This window comes from Aeromonas tecta, from assembly GCF_000820185.1.
GTDB lineage: Bacteria > Pseudomonadota > Gammaproteobacteria > Enterobacterales > Aeromonadaceae > Aeromonas > Aeromonas tecta.
Map to the genome: position 1 here is coordinate 97,074 of NZ_CDCA01000008.1, position 14,973 is coordinate 112,046.

12 protein-coding genes and 1 tRNA gene are annotated in these 14,973 nt (G+C 61.9%); 9 read left to right on the forward strand and 4 right to left on the reverse strand.

Features of this window, described 5'->3' with window-relative positions; all coding sequences use genetic code 11:
• The first annotated feature begins 209 nt into the window (after positions 1 to 209).
• A complete protein-coding gene (locus BN1137_RS00900) occupies positions 210 to 1,031 on the forward strand; it encodes a MetQ/NlpA family ABC transporter substrate-binding protein (RefSeq protein WP_050716795.1) in 822 nt (273 codons plus the stop codon).
• A gap of 72 nt (positions 1,032 to 1,103) precedes the next feature.
• On the opposite strand, the gene BN1137_RS00905 is transcribed toward BN1137_RS00900, so the two are convergent.
• Complete coding sequence (locus tag BN1137_RS00905; RefSeq protein WP_050716796.1) at positions 1,104 to 1,826, reverse strand: phosphatase PAP2 family protein; 723 nt, start codon at positions 1,824 to 1,826, stop codon at positions 1,104 to 1,106.
• A gap of 238 nt (positions 1,827 to 2,064) precedes the next feature.
• Between BN1137_RS00905 and BN1137_RS00910 the strand changes: the two genes are divergently transcribed.
• The 7 genes from BN1137_RS00910 to dedD all read left to right on the forward strand — a co-directional run bounded on the left by BN1137_RS00910 (position 2,065) and on the right by dedD (position 10,977).
• Positions 2,065 to 3,186, forward strand: a complete 1,122-nt coding sequence (locus BN1137_RS00910) for a 4-phosphoerythronate dehydrogenase (protein WP_050716797.1) — start codon at positions 2,065 to 2,067, stop codon at positions 3,184 to 3,186.
• A gap of 160 nt (positions 3,187 to 3,346) precedes the next feature.
• A complete protein-coding gene (locus BN1137_RS00915; protein ID WP_050716798.1) occupies positions 3,347 to 4,363 on the forward strand; it encodes an aspartate-semialdehyde dehydrogenase in 1,017 nt (338 codons plus the stop codon).
• A gap of 286 nt (positions 4,364 to 4,649) precedes the next feature.
• Positions 4,650 to 6,779 carry a FimV/HubP family polar landmark protein gene (locus tag BN1137_RS00920; protein WP_050716799.1) on the forward strand — a complete coding sequence of 710 codons (2,130 nt, stop codon included), beginning with the start codon at positions 4,650 to 4,652 and terminating at the stop codon, positions 6,777 to 6,779.
• Positions 6,780 to 6,943: 164 nt separating this feature from the next.
• A complete protein-coding gene (gene truA, locus BN1137_RS00925; protein ID WP_050716800.1) occupies positions 6,944 to 7,753 on the forward strand; it encodes a tRNA pseudouridine(38-40) synthase TruA in 810 nt (269 codons plus the stop codon).
• A gap of 119 nt (positions 7,754 to 7,872) precedes the next feature.
• Entirely contained in the window at positions 7,873 to 8,736 is an 864-nt protein-coding gene (gene accD, locus BN1137_RS00930) for an acetyl-CoA carboxylase, carboxyltransferase subunit beta (RefSeq protein WP_050716801.1), read from the forward strand.
• Positions 8,737 to 8,749: 13 nt separating this feature from the next.
• A complete protein-coding gene (gene folC / locus BN1137_RS00935; RefSeq protein ID WP_050716802.1) occupies positions 8,750 to 10,012 on the forward strand; it encodes a bifunctional tetrahydrofolate synthase/dihydrofolate synthase in 1,263 nt (420 codons plus the stop codon).
• Positions 10,013 to 10,209: 197 nt separating this feature from the next.
• Positions 10,210 to 10,977: a cell division protein DedD gene (dedD, locus tag BN1137_RS00940; protein ID WP_050716803.1), complete on the forward strand. Its 768-nt coding sequence runs from the start codon at positions 10,210 to 10,212 to the stop codon at positions 10,975 to 10,977.
• A gap of 110 nt (positions 10,978 to 11,087) precedes the next feature.
• Here dedD and BN1137_RS00945 read toward each other — a convergent pair whose 3' ends face one another.
• The 3 genes from BN1137_RS00945 to BN1137_RS00955 all read right to left on the reverse strand — a co-directional run bounded on the left by BN1137_RS00945 (position 11,088) and on the right by BN1137_RS00955 (position 14,623).
• Complete coding sequence (locus BN1137_RS00945; RefSeq protein ID WP_050716804.1) at positions 11,088 to 11,432, reverse strand: TusE/DsrC/DsvC family sulfur relay protein; 345 nt, start codon at positions 11,430 to 11,432, stop codon at positions 11,088 to 11,090.
• A 130-nt stretch (positions 11,433 to 11,562) separates the two neighbouring features.
• Positions 11,563 to 13,695, reverse strand: coding sequence for a YccS family putative transporter (yccS, locus tag BN1137_RS00950; RefSeq protein ID WP_050716805.1), 2,133 nt, complete (start codon positions 13,693 to 13,695; stop codon positions 11,563 to 11,565).
• Between the two features lie 271 nt (positions 13,696 to 13,966).
• On the reverse strand, positions 13,967 to 14,623 hold the full coding sequence (locus BN1137_RS00955; RefSeq protein WP_050716806.1) for a Bax inhibitor-1/YccA family protein: 657 nt from the start codon (positions 14,621 to 14,623) through the stop codon (positions 13,967 to 13,969).
• Between the two features lie 184 nt (positions 14,624 to 14,807).
• Between BN1137_RS00955 and BN1137_RS00960 the strand changes: the two genes are divergently transcribed.
• A tRNA-Ser gene (locus BN1137_RS00960) sits at positions 14,808 to 14,895 on the forward strand.
• The last annotated feature ends 78 nt before the right edge of the window (positions 14,896 to 14,973 follow it).

Consider the following 14,973-nt stretch of genomic DNA (forward strand, 5'->3'; position numbering starts at 1 on the left):
ATGTACCTCAATCGACTCTCTCTATGTCAGGGCTTTTTATTTTCAATACATAAGCTTGCCCGGTTTTGTTGCTTGGCGAAGGGGGAATGCTCTGCTATGGTGGCGTTAATTAGCCATTTGGATGGCTAGATGGTTGTGATGAATCTGCCCGCGTGGCAAAAACCGCAACCCGGCCACCGTTTCGATGATCATTTTGACAGGGAGTCCCCATGCAGCGCCGTTCCTTCTTCAAACTCTCCGCCCTTGCTCTGCTCGCCAGCAGCGTCTCTTTCGCCACCCTTGCCGCCGATCCGGCCAAGCAGGAGATCGTCATCGGCACCACGGTCGGGGACTTTGCCGACATGGTGACCGAGTCCATCAAGCCGCAACTGGAGGCCAAGGGTTACAAGGTCAAACTGGTGGAATTCACCGACTACGTGACTCCCAACATCGCCCTGGCCGATGGCTCGCTCGATGTGAACTGCTTCCAGCACAAGCCGTACCTTGAGAGTTTCGCCAAAGACAGGGGTCTGTCCCTGGCCCCCATCACTCAGGTGCCGACCGGCCCCATGGGGCTCTACTCCGGCAAGCTAGCCGAGCTGAAGGCACTCAAAGAGGGGAGCACGGTCGCCATCCCGAACGACCCGACCAACCAGGCGCGGGCCCTGCTGATGCTGCAGGACTTGGGTTGGCTGACCCTGAAAGAGGGCATCAATCCGCTCAAGGCGAGCGAGTTTGACGTGGTGAACAACCCGCACAATATCAAGCTGGTGCTGTTGGAAGCGGCGCAACTGCCCCGCTCGCGCGAAGACGTGGACTTCTCCGTCATCAACGGCAACTTCGCCGCCTCCAGCGGCATCCCGTTTAGCGAGGGGCTCTTCCTCGAGCGCAGCTACGACTTCATCAACTGGGTGGTGGTCAAAAGCGATGACGCGGCCAAGCCTTTCGCCAAGGATGTGATCGACGCCTATAACTCTCCCGCGTTCAAGGCCTATGCCGCCAAACGCTTCGTGGGCTACAAGTACCCCCAAGGCTGGCAGAGCAAGAGCTGATCCCCCGCATGTCAGATAGTAAAACGGGCACCTCAGGGTGCCCGTTTTTATTGGTGCGCTCTTTGGCGCTGCTCAGTAACGATGCAGCCACCAGCGGGCAGCTAGCAGGGCGGTCAGGCTGCCGAGCAGGGCGCTTGCCAGCACGTCCAACGGCCAGTGCATGCCGATCAGGGTGCGTGACAGGGCGATGGCGACCGCCCAGAGCGGCAGCAGCCAGGCACCTTTGGGGGCGCGCGCCAGCCAGATCAGACCGAAGAACTGGGCCAGGCTCATGGCGGCGATGCTGTGACCGGAGGGGAAGGCGTAGTTCACCTCCGCCTGCCAGTGGTTGCCGAGCCATTGGGGCAGCGCCAGCAACTGGCTGGCCGCATGCACCTGCTCACCGCGCAGCGCAACGCTGCCCGCGTAGAACTGGCGGATGGCGGGGATGAGGTTTTGCCCCTCCAGCCAGAGCAGATAGGGGCGCGGCTCTTCGGTCAGCTGCTTGATGAGGCTCTTGATGGCCCAGTCACTCGCCAGTGTCGCGAACAAGGCCCCCGCCAGCGCCAGCAGCGCGGCAGGGGTCAGCGTCAGCTTGTGTCGGGTCAGCAGCAACAGGGCCGCTATGGTCAGGGCGATGCCGGGCACATCCACCATGCGGGTGAGGGCGTAGGGCCCCCACAGCCAACCCGATTGCAGGGCGCTGCTCATGAACGGCTGCCAGGGCAGGCAGACCAATAACAACAGTGGCAGAATCAGGGCGGCGCTGAATCTCAGCACCTGGCGGCGCGGCAGCGAAGAGGGGGGAGTCGGCATCTTAGAGCTCGTATCGGGGCGCGCATTGGCGGCAGTGAAAAAAGAGGCGCCATTGTGCCAGCTCACCTTCGGTGGTCAAGGGATGGGGCCGGTTAACAACAGGCTGTTACAAATTAGCGCCACGGCGGATCCGGGCCGCCTTGGCGACCCCGCAATAAGCATCTGAAACTTGGGGCGCTTTGCGCTAGAATGGCGGCCCTGTGGCCGGTTGTGACCCGCAAGTTCATAAGAGAAACTGATGAAAATCGTCGTTGATGAAAATATGCCCCACGCCTGCGAGCTGTTTGCCGAGTTCGGCGAGGTGGTTCCCCTGCCCGGGCGGCAGATCTCGGCGGCGGATCTGCAGGACGCCGACGTGCTGCTGGTGCGCTCGGTGACTCGGGTGGACGCCAACCTGCTCGCCAGCTGCCCGCGGCTCGCGTTCGTCGGCACCGCCACCATAGGCACGGATCACATCGACAAGGCGCTGCTGGCCACCCGGGGCATCCCCTTCTTCAGCGCCCCCGGTTGCAACAAATATTCGGTGGGGGACTATGTGCTCTCCGCCCTGCTGGTGTTGGCGGAGCGCCATGAGCTGGTTTTGAGCGAGATGAGCCTCGCCGTCATCGGCGCCGGCAACACCGGCGAATGCGTGGCGGGCAAGGCCGAGGCGCTTGGCATGAAGGTGCTGCGCTGCGATCCGCCCCGCGCCAAGCTAGAAGGGGCTCAGGGCTTTGTCGATTACCAGACGGCGCTTGGCGCCGACATCGTCAGCTTCCATGTACCCATCACCCGTCGCGGGGAGGATGCCACCTTCCACCTGTTGGGGGAGCGCGAGATAGCGGCAAGGCCAGCGGGGCAGTTTCTCATCAATGCGTCGCGCGGCGAGGTGTGGGACAACCAGGCCCTGCTCACCCGCCAGCGGAGCGATGCACCGTTGCGGCTGGTGATGGACGTGTGGGAAGGGGAACCCGATCCGCTCGTCGCGCTGGTGCCTTATACCGAGCTGGCGACCCCGCACATCGCCGGTTACAGCCTGGAGGGCAAGGCCCGCGGCACCTGGATGTTGTATCAGGCGCTCTGCCAGCAGCTGGGGCGCGCCCCGCGCCAGGATCTGCAATCCCTGCTGCCAGCCCCCGAGGTGCGCGGGCTGACGCCGGGTCAGGCCACCGATCAGGCGTTGATCAAGCAGCTGGTCCACCTTATTTATGACGTGCGGCGGGACGATGCCCGTTTTCGCAACCGCATCCACCAGGCCGGCAGCTTCGATGAGCAGCGCAAACACTACCCGGAGCGGCGGGAGCTATCCTCTTTGCAGGTGAGCGGCCCCTTCGCCAGCGACACCCTGGCCCGGCTCGGCTTTATCTGCGGCTTCCGTTAGTCCGGATATCAACGTCATCAGGGGCCTGGATATCCGCCAGGCCCCACCCGTTTTCGGCGCGCTACCCTGCCGCGCCCATTATCAGGCCAGTGCGCCTGCCAGCGTGATGCCAAGGCGTCAGCGGCAGGCGTGACAGGCACTATCACAGGAGAGAACAGCAGTGAGTCAGCAATTCAACGTAGCGGTATTGGGCGCGAGCGGCGCCGTGGGTCAAGCCATGATCGAGATCCTGGAGGAGCGTGCCTTCCCGGTCGCCACTCTCTACCCGCTGGCCTCCAGCCGCAGCGCCGGTGATACGGTGCGCTTTGGTGGCAAGAACGTCGAGATCCAGGATGTGGAAGAGTTTGACTGGAGCCAGGTGCAGATCGCGCTCTTCTCCGCCGGTGCCGAGGTGTCTGCCAAGTGGGCACCGATCGCCGCCGAACACGGCTGCATCGTCATCGACAACACCTCCTGCTTCCGTTACGACGAAGACATCCCCTTAGTCATTCCGGAAGTAAACCCGGATGCGCTGGCGGATTTTCGCAATCGCAACATCATCGCCAACCCGAACTGCTCCACCATACAGATGCTGGTGGCGCTCAAACCCCTGCACGATGAGGTGGGCATCGCCCGCATCAACGTGGCGACCTACCAGTCCGTCTCGGGCTCTGGCAAGGAAGGGGTGAGCGAGCTGGCCGGTCAGACCGCCCACCTGCTCAACGGCCGTCCGGTGGAGCCGACTATCTATCCGCAACAGATCGCCTTCAACCTCATTCCGCAGATCGACAGCTTCACCGACAACGGTTACACCCGCGAAGAGATGAAGATGGTGTGGGAAACCCAGAAGATCCTGGGGGATGCCAGCATCGCCGTGAATCCTACCTGCGTGCGGGTGCCGGTGTTCTACGGTCATGCCGAGGCGGTGCACGTCGAGCTGCATCAGCCGCTGGACGCGGATCAGGTCAAGGAGCTGCTGCGCAATGCGCCGGGCGTGACCCTGTTTGATGACGACGCCGACTATCCGACCCCGGTGCGCGACGCTACAGGCAAAGATGAAGTGCTGGTTGGCCGGGTGCGCCAGGATATTTCTCACCCGAGTGGTATCAATATGTGGATCGTGGCCGATAACGTTCGTAAGGGCGCGGCAACCAACAGCGTGCAGATCGCTGAACTGCTGGTACGTGACTACCTCTAAGCCCTATGTTTGGCCGGCTGCGGGGAAGGAACCCCGCCTCGAGGCCTCTGCCGGTATGGCGGTGTTCGGATGTGACCGGGGCCGCACTCTTTTGCACTCAGAATGTGACGCGATATCAGTCGATTAAGTTTTTTTCTACACTCTTGCCAGCAGGCTGACACGAGTTGGTGCTAAATGTGTCGGATCGCTGGCTTGAGACTCGGGCCTGATTTATATTGAGCCGATTGTTTTGGGGTAACTATCCAGATTTTTCAATGTGATAGGGCCATCATACGAAGGAACGAACATGGGACATTCCCGCATAACGCTGGCAACGCTACTCGCATTGGGTCTTCTGGGCACGGTTCAGGCCGATGAGGCGGGGCGAGAGCCATTCTTTGTCGAGCTCAAGGGGCCGGATGGCTCACCGCCACCCGCGGTGCAACCGCAGCCTCAGGCCCAGCCTGTGGCTCCCGTCGTCTTGCCCAAGGCGCAGCCCATCGTGCGTCAGGTTGCCAGTGCCCAGGGCAGCTATGGTCCCGTTCGCCCCACCGATACCCTCTGGAGTCTGGCGAGCAAGCATAGACCCTCCAATCGGGTGACCGTCTACCAGACCATGGTGGCGATCTACGACAAGAATCCCCGCAGTTTTGCCGATGGCAACATCAACCACATCCTGGTGGGATCCCATATTCAGTTGCCCAGCGCCGCCGAGGCGAGTCGCATCACGGATGCGCAGGCACGTCAGCGCTTCAACAGCGACAATGCCAGCTGGAAGGGGCTGAGCCCCAAATATCTGGCCAGCAAACATCCTCAGCCCGCCAAGCCGGTTGAGAGCAAACCCGCCGCCGTGCCCGCCAAGGCCCCGGTGGCCAAGGCTGCCCCCATTCCCGCACCGGCGCCCAAGGCCGAGGCGCTGCAAGTGGCCGCCGAGGTGAAGGCACCTACCAAGGCCGCAGAGCCCCAGGTCGCCGCGCCCAGCGCCGCCAGTGGGACAGCTCCGGCACCTCTGCCGGCGGATCTGGCCACCCCGGTCAGCACCCTGGTCGGCAAGCCCTCTACCGAGATGGCACTGGCGCTGGAAGATGCCAATGCCCAGCTCGGCCAGGTCACCGAGATGAATCACAGGCTCAAGCTGCGCCTGCAATCTTTGACCGAAGAGGTGGAGACCCTCAAGGCGCAGCTGCAGGATCAGACCGCGCTGCAAAAAGAGGTGGCCGAGCTCAAGGCCCAGCCGGTGCCGCCAGTGGTGGCGCCTGAGCCCAAACAGAACTGGCTGATGGAGCTGCTCTCCTCTCCGCTCAACCTCGCCATGATCATCCTGCTGCCGGTGCTGCTGGTGCTGGCATTGGTGACACTCTGGTTGAGGGCCCGCGCCCGCCGTGAGCTGGAAGAGCAGGAGAAGAGCCTGTCCGAGTCCACCGCCATGGTGATGGGGGAGGAGAGCAGCGAGTTCGATCAGCTGATGACGGTCGGTATCGCCGACGATGAACCCATGCACCCCATGCCGGATCTCAATGCCCAGGATGGTTACAGGGCGGTGGATGGGTCGAAAGAATCGAATGATGTCATCTTCAGCGATGATGGCGAGCTGGCCTTGTCGGCATTTGACGAAGAACCGGCGGCGCAGTCCGGCAAGCGGGATCCGGATCTGGTCCCCGAACTCGACCTGGCACATGAGGGCTCCTTCGATCTGCCCTCTGAGCCGGATCTCGACCTGGCCGGTGAGTTCAACCCCTCCACCCGCGCCAGCAATGAGATCATGAGTGAGGAGGAGCTGCAGGCGGCCCTGTTTGCCGAGCTGGATGAGGATCTGGCGCGGGATCATGAACAGGCGCTGCCCCGCTCTCGCCGCGACGAGGAGCTCGCCAATTTCGACTTGAGCGATTTTGAATCCGGTTTCAGCGAGCCCGCGATGGACAAGCCTGCGGCGGGACAGAGCGCGGCCGCCGGTTATGGCAAGGACGATGTCGACGACATGCTGGCCGAGCTGGGGCTGGAGCCGACACAGAGCAAGGCGGCGCCCGCACCTACTTGGGATCCCAACGAACTGGCGCTTGCCGATTTCGAGGATGCCTTCACCGAGGTGGAGTCCCATCAAAGCGATGTGAAGCCCCGCGAGCAGGTGCAGGCGAACGACTATGTCGAGATCGACAAGTTGCTGGCCGAGGCCAATGCCAGCAGCACCGAGCAGGAACCCTATCAGGGCTTCTCGCTGGACGTGGGGCTGGACGGTTTCCCCGAGGTATTGCCCCAATCTACCGGTTTTGACGTGGACGCCGACGATGGCGGGGTGGGGGCCAAGCTGGATCTGGCGCGTGCCTATCTCGAGATCGACGACAAGGAGAGTGCCCGCGAGCTGCTGCAAGAGGCCTCGGCCCAAGGCACGACGCACCAGCGCGCCGAGGCCGAGAAGCTGCTCAAGCGGCTGGGATAGCGGCCGCGACAGTCTGATATCGACAAGGAGGGCAGCCCGCGGGCTGCCCTCCTTGTTATAGGGCCTCGTAGGGAGAGCGCGCGCCGGTTTGGGACTTTTCGGCCCAAGCGGGTATAATCCGCCCCGTTTCTTTCCTCGTTTCCTTAATAAGACATAAGTTATCCATGCGAATCGCCCTAGGTATTGAATATGACGGCAGCCGCTATTTCGGCTGGCAGCGTCAGCGAGAAGTGATCAGCGTACAGGCCGAATTGGAAAAGGCGCTCAGCCGCATCGCCAACCACCCTGTCTCCATTCAGTGCGCCGGTCGCACCGACGCCGGGGTGCATGCCACCGGTCAGGTGATCCATTTCGATACCGAGTCCAATCGCGCCGAATCCGCCTGGACCCTGGGTCTCAACTCCAATCTGCCGCCGGACATCGCCGTGCGCTGGGTCAAGGTGGTGGACGAGCAGTTCCACGCCCGCTTCAGCGCCACCGCCCGTCGCTACCGTTATGTCATCTATAACCACAACTATCGTCCCGCCATCCTCGGCAGCGGCGTCAGCCACTATCACGAGACCATAGACGCGGCGCTGATGCACCAGGCCGGTCAGAGCCTGCTGGGGGAGCATGACTTCAGCACCTTCAGGGCCATCGCCTGCCAGTCCAACACCCCCTGGCGCAATGTGACGCACCTGTGCGTCAGCCGCGAGGGGCCTTATATCGTGCTGGATATCCGCGCCAATGCCTTCTTGCACCACATGGTGCGCAACATCACCGGCTCCCTGCTGCTGGTGGGGCAGGGGCTCAAACCGGTGGAGTGGATTGCCGAGGTCTTGGCGGCCAAGGATCGCAATCTGGCCGGTCCGACCGCCAAGGCGGGCGGCCTCTATCTGGTGGATGTGGATTACCCGGCCGAATTTGGCCTGCCGCAGCTGCCACTCGGCCCGCTCTGGCTGCCGGACTCGGCACCGGGTACGACCAGTTTTTAGTAACTGGGCCCGAAAATTTGTGGTTTAATGACCCGTTATTTATTGCCATCGAGCCGTTAAGTCATTGAACAATCTAGGCCCGATGCGTTTTGTCAGGCACAAATGCATTAAGGAATTCCATGAGCTGGCTTGAGAAGATCCTTCCCAAGAGCAAGATCACTACACCGCGTCGTCACAACATCCCGGAAGGGGTGTGGACCAAGTGTACCGCTTGCGAACAGGTGCTCTACCGGGCAGAACTGGAGCGCAACCTCGAAGTGTGCCCCAAGTGTGATCATCATATGCGGATCCGCGCCCGCGCCCGCCTCGAGAGCTTCCTCGACGAGCAGGGCCGCACCGAGATCGGTGCCGAGCTGGAGCCGCAGGACATCTTGAAATTCAAGGATTCCAAGCGCTACAAGGATCGTTTGTCTGCCGCTCAGAAAGAGACGGGAGAAAAAGATGCGCTGGTGGTGGTGAAGGGGACCCTCAAGGGGGTACCGGTCGTCGCCTGTTCATTCGAGTTCTCCTTCATCGGTGGCTCCATGTCCTCCGTGGTCGGTGCCCGCTTCGTGCGCGCCGTCGAGGAGAGCATCAAGGAAGGCCGCGGCCTGGTCTGCTTCTCCACCTCTGGTGGGGCGCGGATGCAGGAAGCGTTGTTCTCCCTGATGCAGATGGCCAAGACCAGCGCTGCGCTGGACCGGCTCACCAAGGCGGGTCTGCCGTTCATCTCCGTGCTGACCGACCCCACCATGGGTGGCGTCTCCGCCAGTCTGGCGATGCTGGGTGACATCAACGTGGGCGAGCCCAAGGCGCTGATCGGCTTTGCCGGCCCCCGCGTCATCGAGCAAACCGTGCGCGAGAAGTTGCCAGAAGGCTTCCAGCGTTCCGAGTTCCTGCTGGAGAAGGGCGCCATCGATCTCATCATCGACCGCCGCGAGATGCGCGACCGTCTGGCCAGCCTGCTGGCCAAGCTGATGAACACTCAAGTCATTGAAGAGTGAATCGAAGAGTAAGATGAGTTCACAGATGCAGTCTTCCCAAAGCCGGTCGCTGGTCGACTGGCTTTCTTATTTGGAGCAGATCCACCCGGTCAATATCGACATGGGACTGGATCGCGTTGGCGCCGTCGCCCGGCGCATGAGCCTCACCGAACTGCCGTTCAAGGTCATCACGGTGGCGGGTACCAATGGCAAGGGATCTTCCTGCGCCATGGCAGCCAGCATACTGATGGCGGCGGGTTACAAGGTGGGGGTCTACTCCTCACCGCACCTGCTGCGCTTCACCGAGCGGGTGCGTATCGATGGTGAGGAGCTCTGCGAGCAAGATCACTGCGACGCCTTCGCCGCGGTGGAAGCGGCTCGCGCCGAGATAGCGCTCACCTTCTTCGAGTTCGCGACCCTCGCCGGGCTCTGGCTGTTTCGCCGCGCCGCGCCGGATGTGCTGCTGCTGGAAGTGGGGCTGGGTGGGCGACTCGACGCCACCAATGTGGTGGAGTCCGATGTCGGCATGATCACCTCCATCGCGCTGGATCACTGCGACTGGCTCGGTGATACCCGCGAGGCGGTGGCGGTGGAAAAAGCCGGCGTCTATCGCTTGGCTAAGCCCGCCATCAGCGGCGAGCCAAATCCCCCTGCCACCATTGCCAGCGAGGCGCTGCGTCTTGGCGCCTGCTTGCGTCAGGTCGGGGTGGACTTTTATGGCGATGAGCATGGCGAGCGTTGGGATTACCACGGCGAGCGGCACTGGCTAGATCTCCCCAAACCGGCGTTGCCGCTGATGAATGCGGTGACCGTGCTGGCGGCGCTGGAATCCCTTGGTCTGCCATTGACGGAGAGTGCCATCCGGCAGGGGCTGGCGGAGGCTCGCCTGGCGGGCCGGATGCAGCGATTGCAAAGCGCGCCTCTGGTCATCGTCGACGTGGCTCACAATCCCCATTCGGCGGCTTATCTCGCCAGCCAGCTGCGCCTGATCCCTTGCAGTGGACGACGCCGCGCCGTGGTCGGCATGCTCAGAGACAAGGACATGGCGGGGTCGCTTGCCGAACTCGATGGCCTGATCGACGACTGGTATCTCGCCAGCCTCAGCGGTCCGCGCGCCGCCTCATCGGCTCAGTTGGCGATGGCGCTCGGTGAGCGGGGGCTCGCGATGACATTCGAGTCGGTCACCGCTGCTTATGACGCGGCGCTGGCGGCCTCGGGGCCGGATGACATGGTGATTGTGTTCGGCTCCTTTTACACTGTCGCGGCCGTGCTAGCTGAGCCGACGGCGCAAGCCTAGATCGGTAGTGAGCGGGTCAGTCAGAGGAGGCATTGGTTGGGCTTGCTGGTTCAATCGATCTCCTTTGCTGGCCGCATCGAGTCCTGATGATATGGTCATTATGTTGGGTTCGTTTTACACTGTCGCCGACATGCTGACGGGGTCGGCGGTCGAATCGACCCGGCAATAACGGCTAAGCAATATGGGTAGGAGTTAACTTGGCTTCGAAGTTTCAAAACAGATTGGTGGGGACCGTCATCCTGGTCGCCCTGGTTGTCATTTTTCTGCCGGATCTGATGGACGGCCGCAAGCTGGAACAAAAGGACGAGGCATTTGCCAATATCCCGCTGCGCCCGGAACTGGAGCCGGCCAAGCCGGCGCTGCAGGTCTCGGCCGCCAGCACCTTGCCGGCAGACCACGTCGCCAGCCAACAACAGGCGGCGGCCGCCGAACAATGGCAGGTCGAGGAGGTCGGTGATGTGGTGACCCTGCCTGCCAATGGGAATCAACCGGCCGCTCAGGTGCCGCAACCGGCGGCGCAGCCCAAGCCGCAGCCCAAACCCGAGATAGTGGCCAAGAAACCGGTCGAACCGGCCAAACCAAAGCCAGTGCCTCCCAAGCCGGTCGAGGTGAAGAAACCGGTGGAAACCAAACCGCAGGTGGGTCAGATCAAGTCGATGGATGATCTGATTGCGAGCAAGATGACGACCCCGGCTACACCGGCGCCTGCCGCGGCGGCACCTGCCCAGGGCAGCTGGATCCTGCAGCTCGGCGCCTTCAAGAACGCAGACAGCGTCAATGCGCTGGTGAGCAAGCTGCGAGCGGCGGGCTACTCGGCCCATACCTCGCCGAGAACGCCGGTGCAAGGCCAGATCACCCGGGTCTTCGTGGGGCCGGATGTTTCCAAGGCCAAGCTGCAGGGCATGCAGAGCAAGATAAGCCAGATGACCGGACTCGGTGGCTCTGTGGTGGCATACAACCCCTGATGCGGGTTTGACCAAGGCCGAACAAAAAAATACCGCGCTTCATCTCACCGATGAGCGCGGTATTTTTTTAGCCCCTGTTCGGGGGGGCTAGTCAGACATTGAACTGGTTGTTAGATGCATTTCACCGGTTTGGGCAGGCCGGCAATCTTGGTGGCCTGCTTGGCGGGTCCCTCCGGAAACAGCTTGTAGAGGTAGCGGCTGTTGCCCTTCTCGGGGCCATACTGCTTCTCCATCGCCTTGACCAAGGCGCGAATGGCGGGGGAGGTGTTGAACTCCAGATAAAACGCCCGCACGAAGCGCACCACTTCCCAGTGCGGCTCCTCCAGTACGATACCTTCCTGCTCGGCCAGCACCTGTGCCAACGCCTCGCTCCAGTCAGAGGTGTGGCGTAAATAGCCCTTGGCGTCAGTTTCTATGGTTTTTCCGTTAAATTCCAGCTGATGATGCTCAGACATAAGGGGCTCCTCGCAAAGGGGCTATCGGGATGGGGCGGGCATGGTAGCGCCTTGGCCTCGGGTGAGCAACCGGCTGCTGATAGACCGTAGCCCGCCACTCATTCTCCCGCATGGTCAGTGCGCCCATGGATCAGTGGCCATGTCTGGTGAGCAGGTGGCCATCGTTGGCCAGTATCAACAGCTCATCCGCCAGCTGGCTGATGTGGTTGAGCTGCTGGGTTAGCATCAACTGCTCCTCGCTGCTGTCCGGGGCGATGAGCGGGCACTGGCCCTCGATCTGCGCCGGCATGTCCCCCGCCAGATGGCTGGCGGCGCTCTCCAGGGTGTGGCTGATGTGACGGCTGATCTCGTCGAGCCCGGCAATGGGTTCGAGTCTGTCACGATGGGCGCCAAGGGCCGAGATGTAGGAGAGCAGGGCATGGTTGCGCCAGGTGAGGGTGAAGCAGAGATCGAGGAAGCGGCGGCGCTTGCTTGGCTCCACCAGCATGCTCTGCCAGGCCATGGCCAGCTCGCTGTCGGCGAGATGAGCACACTTGCGAGCCACCCGGTAGTCGAGGGACTCATCCCGCTGGCGATGCAGGCTGGCGAGCACCGCCGAGAGATAGCGCGCGTTGGCCGAGAGCGAGTTGGCGATCAGGGTTGGCAGCCGCTTGTATTGCCAGTCCGGCCACAACCAGGCCACCAGCGCGTAGGAGAGCAGGCAGCCGAGCAGGGTGTCGAGCAGTCGTGGCCCCAGGATGGCGAAGCCGATGCCATCGAGCAGGTTGAACGCCATCAGCACATAGAGGGTGATGAAGCAGACGGCGGCGCTGTAGTTGCTGCGCACCTGGGTGAAGAACAGGAAGGCGGCGAGCCCCATGATCCCCAGTTGCAGGTGCAGCTCGGGGAACAGCCAGAGCACGGGGATGCCGATCAGAATGCCGGCGAAGGTGCCGAGCATGCGCTGTACCAGCCGGCGCCGGGTGGCGCTGTAGCTGGGTTGGCAGACGAACAAGACGGTCAGCAGGATCCAGTAGCCCTTGTCCAGATTGAAGGCTTGCAAGATGCCATAGCCGACCACCAGCCCGAGCGACAGGCGCAGGGCGTGGCGAAACACCATGGAGTTCGGGGTCAGGTGCTGCTTGAACAGGGTCAGCAGTGGCAGGGGGGCCGGCCGCGCCAGGGTTGGCAGGGTGGCAGGGGGCTGGGTCGGGTTTTGCAGCTCCTCGGCGCTGGCCAGCAACTGGTTGATGCTGGCCAGGTTGCGGCGCAGAAACTTCATCGGCGTCAGCAGCGTCTTGGGATAGTGCTGCTTGAGGTGGGTGAACTCCAGCTGATCGCCGAGGGCCTCCAGGGTCCAATGGATGCGTTTATGGTGTGCATAAGGCTTGTGCACCAGGATGGCGTAGCCAAGTTGCTGGCAGGCCTCGGAGAGTTGCAGGAACACCTCCTGGAAGCCATCGAGTACGATGCCTTGCTTGAGTTCGGCCTCCAGCTTGCTGTAGGGGTAGTGGCTGGAGGTGGCGCGCTCCTGAATTTCCAGCGCCAGCAGATAGAGGCGCAGCAGGCTGGCGAGCTCGGGCGCCGCTTGATGACGGGTGCTGAGGCGGGCATTGAGCGCCGTCTTGGTCAGGTTGAGGGCATTGACCAGGTTGATATTGAGCTGGGCCAGGTTGTGGCGGATGGCTTGGGCACCGTGCTCGTCGGCCGGGAAGAAGCGGGATTTTTCCAGCAGGTAGCGGCCGAGGACGAAGTAACTTTGGGCGAGCTGCTCGTGCAGCGTCTTGTAGGGCAAGAGCCAGAGCCAGATGAGCGACACCAGCCCGTACCAGAGGGCACCCGCCCCGAGCGCCAGCGGTTGGTAGAAGAGATCCGGCGCCTTGGCGGCCCCCAACATGGTGTAGATGGCGATGAGCAGGGAGCCGAAGCTGATGGTGGCGTAGCGCTGGCCGAGCGCCCCGACCATCACGAAGATAAAGGTCGAACCGGCCAGCCCCAGGGCAAACAGCCAGGGGGTGGGGAAGAGGTATTGCACGCACAGGGAGGCAAACAGGAAGCACACCAGCGTCATGGCGAGGTTCTTGACCCGGCCCCACAGGCTGTCATCGGTCTCGGCGATGGCGCCCGCCACTACCCCGAGGGAGAGCAGCACGGTCAGCGAGATGTCGCCGCTCACCAGGGCGAAGGCGAGCAGCCCCACGATGGCCAGCAGCACCTTGAGGGCGAAATAGATATGACTGTCAGACAGCAGACGGCGCAGCAGGCCCGCGAGATCAATGGGCATGGGAGACACCATCCTTGAGTGCAGTGAAATCGATATGACTGTCGCTTAGCTGGCGGTGCAGTAGAGCAGAGAAGTCCATGGGCATGGGATAGGCACAACCCTTGAGCGAATCGAAAGCGAGAGGATACTCTGTCGGTTACGAAAGAGCCCTGATCCAAATCAGGGCTCCCTGTGTTCATGCATCAGGTTGCACACCGACTCGCCTCCACCCTAGCAGGGTGAGCGGCCAATAAAAACCCCGCCGTAGCGGGGTTTTCGGTACTGGATGTACTTAGTTGCGGTTGCCACCGAGCAGGCTCAGCAGGCTCAGGAAGATGTTGTAGATGGAAACATACAGGGTCACGGTGGCGGAGATGTAGTTGGTCTCGCCGCCACGGATGATCTGCTGGGTGGTCAGCAAGATGGCACCGGAGGAGAACAGCATGAACATGGCGGACAGCGCCAGACTCAGGGCACTCATCTGCAGGAAGATGTTGGCGACCATGGCCACCAGCAGTACCCAGAAACCGACGAACAACATGCCGCCGATGAAGGAGAGGTCCCGCTTGGTGGTCAGGGCATAGGCCGACAGACCGAAGAAGGTCAGCGCGGTGCCACCTAGGGCGGTCATCACGATCTCGCCACCACCGTTGTTCATGTACATGTTGATGATGGGGCCCAGGCTATAGCCCATCAGACCGGTCAGGGCGAAGGTGAACACCAGCCCCATGCCGTTGTCGCGGTTCTTCTGGGTCAGGAACATCAGACCGTAGACACCGATGAGGAAGATGGCCCAGTGCAGCGGCGGCATGTTCATCACGGTGGCAATCCCGGCCACCACGGCGGAGAAGCCCAGCGTGAGGGAGAGCAGCATATAGGTGTTGCGCAGTACCTTGTTGGTGTCACGCGCGGCACTCTGGGTGCCAGTGTAGATAGAACGGGTATCCATCTTGGTGTCCTCTTGATGTCCGGGTTGAGGCGGCAAATTCCGCTTCGTTAACGCATTGTATGCACTGAATGTGTGGATGACGAGTGCTGATTTCAAGCGGCACCCCAGCCAGTTTCGCCCTACTATCCCAGAACAAATATGTATTGCATATGAACAAGGGCCTGACGTAGTATGCACTCCGTTCGGAGGGGTGGCAGAGCGGCTGAATGCACCGGTCTTGAAAACCGGCGATGGGTGACCATCCGTGGGTTCAAATCCCACCTCCTCCGCCATCTATAGAGAACCCATTTCATTGATTGAGATGGGTTTTTTTGTGTCTGCGATAATTGGCATCCCATCCCATCCCATCC

Coding starts and splice junctions, on each gene's coding strand:
- BN1137_RS00900 (WP_050716795.1), top strand. CDS start 210: ATGCAGCGCCGTTCCTTCTTCAAACTCTCCGCCCTTGCTCTGCTCGCC.
- BN1137_RS00905 (WP_050716796.1), bottom strand. CDS start 1,826: ATGCCGACTCCCCCCTCTTCGCTGCCGCGCCGCCAGGTGCTGAGATTC.
- BN1137_RS00910 (WP_050716797.1), top strand. CDS start 2,065: ATGAAAATCGTCGTTGATGAAAATATGCCCCACGCCTGCGAGCTGTTT.
- BN1137_RS00920 (WP_050716799.1), top strand. CDS start 4,650: ATGGGACATTCCCGCATAACGCTGGCAACGCTACTCGCATTGGGTCTT.
- truA (WP_050716800.1), top strand. CDS start 6,944: ATGCGAATCGCCCTAGGTATTGAATATGACGGCAGCCGCTATTTCGGC.
- accD (WP_050716801.1), top strand. CDS start 7,873: ATGAGCTGGCTTGAGAAGATCCTTCCCAAGAGCAAGATCACTACACCG.
- folC (WP_050716802.1), top strand. CDS start 8,750: ATGAGTTCACAGATGCAGTCTTCCCAAAGCCGGTCGCTGGTCGACTGG.
- BN1137_RS00945 (WP_050716804.1), bottom strand. CDS start 11,432: ATGTCTGAGCATCATCAGCTGGAATTTAACGGAAAAACCATAGAAACT.
- yccS (WP_050716805.1), bottom strand. CDS start 13,695: ATGCCCATTGATCTCGCGGGCCTGCTGCGCCGTCTGCTGTCTGACAGT.
- BN1137_RS00955 (WP_050716806.1), bottom strand. CDS start 14,623: ATGGATACCCGTTCTATCTACACTGGCACCCAGAGTGCCGCGCGTGAC.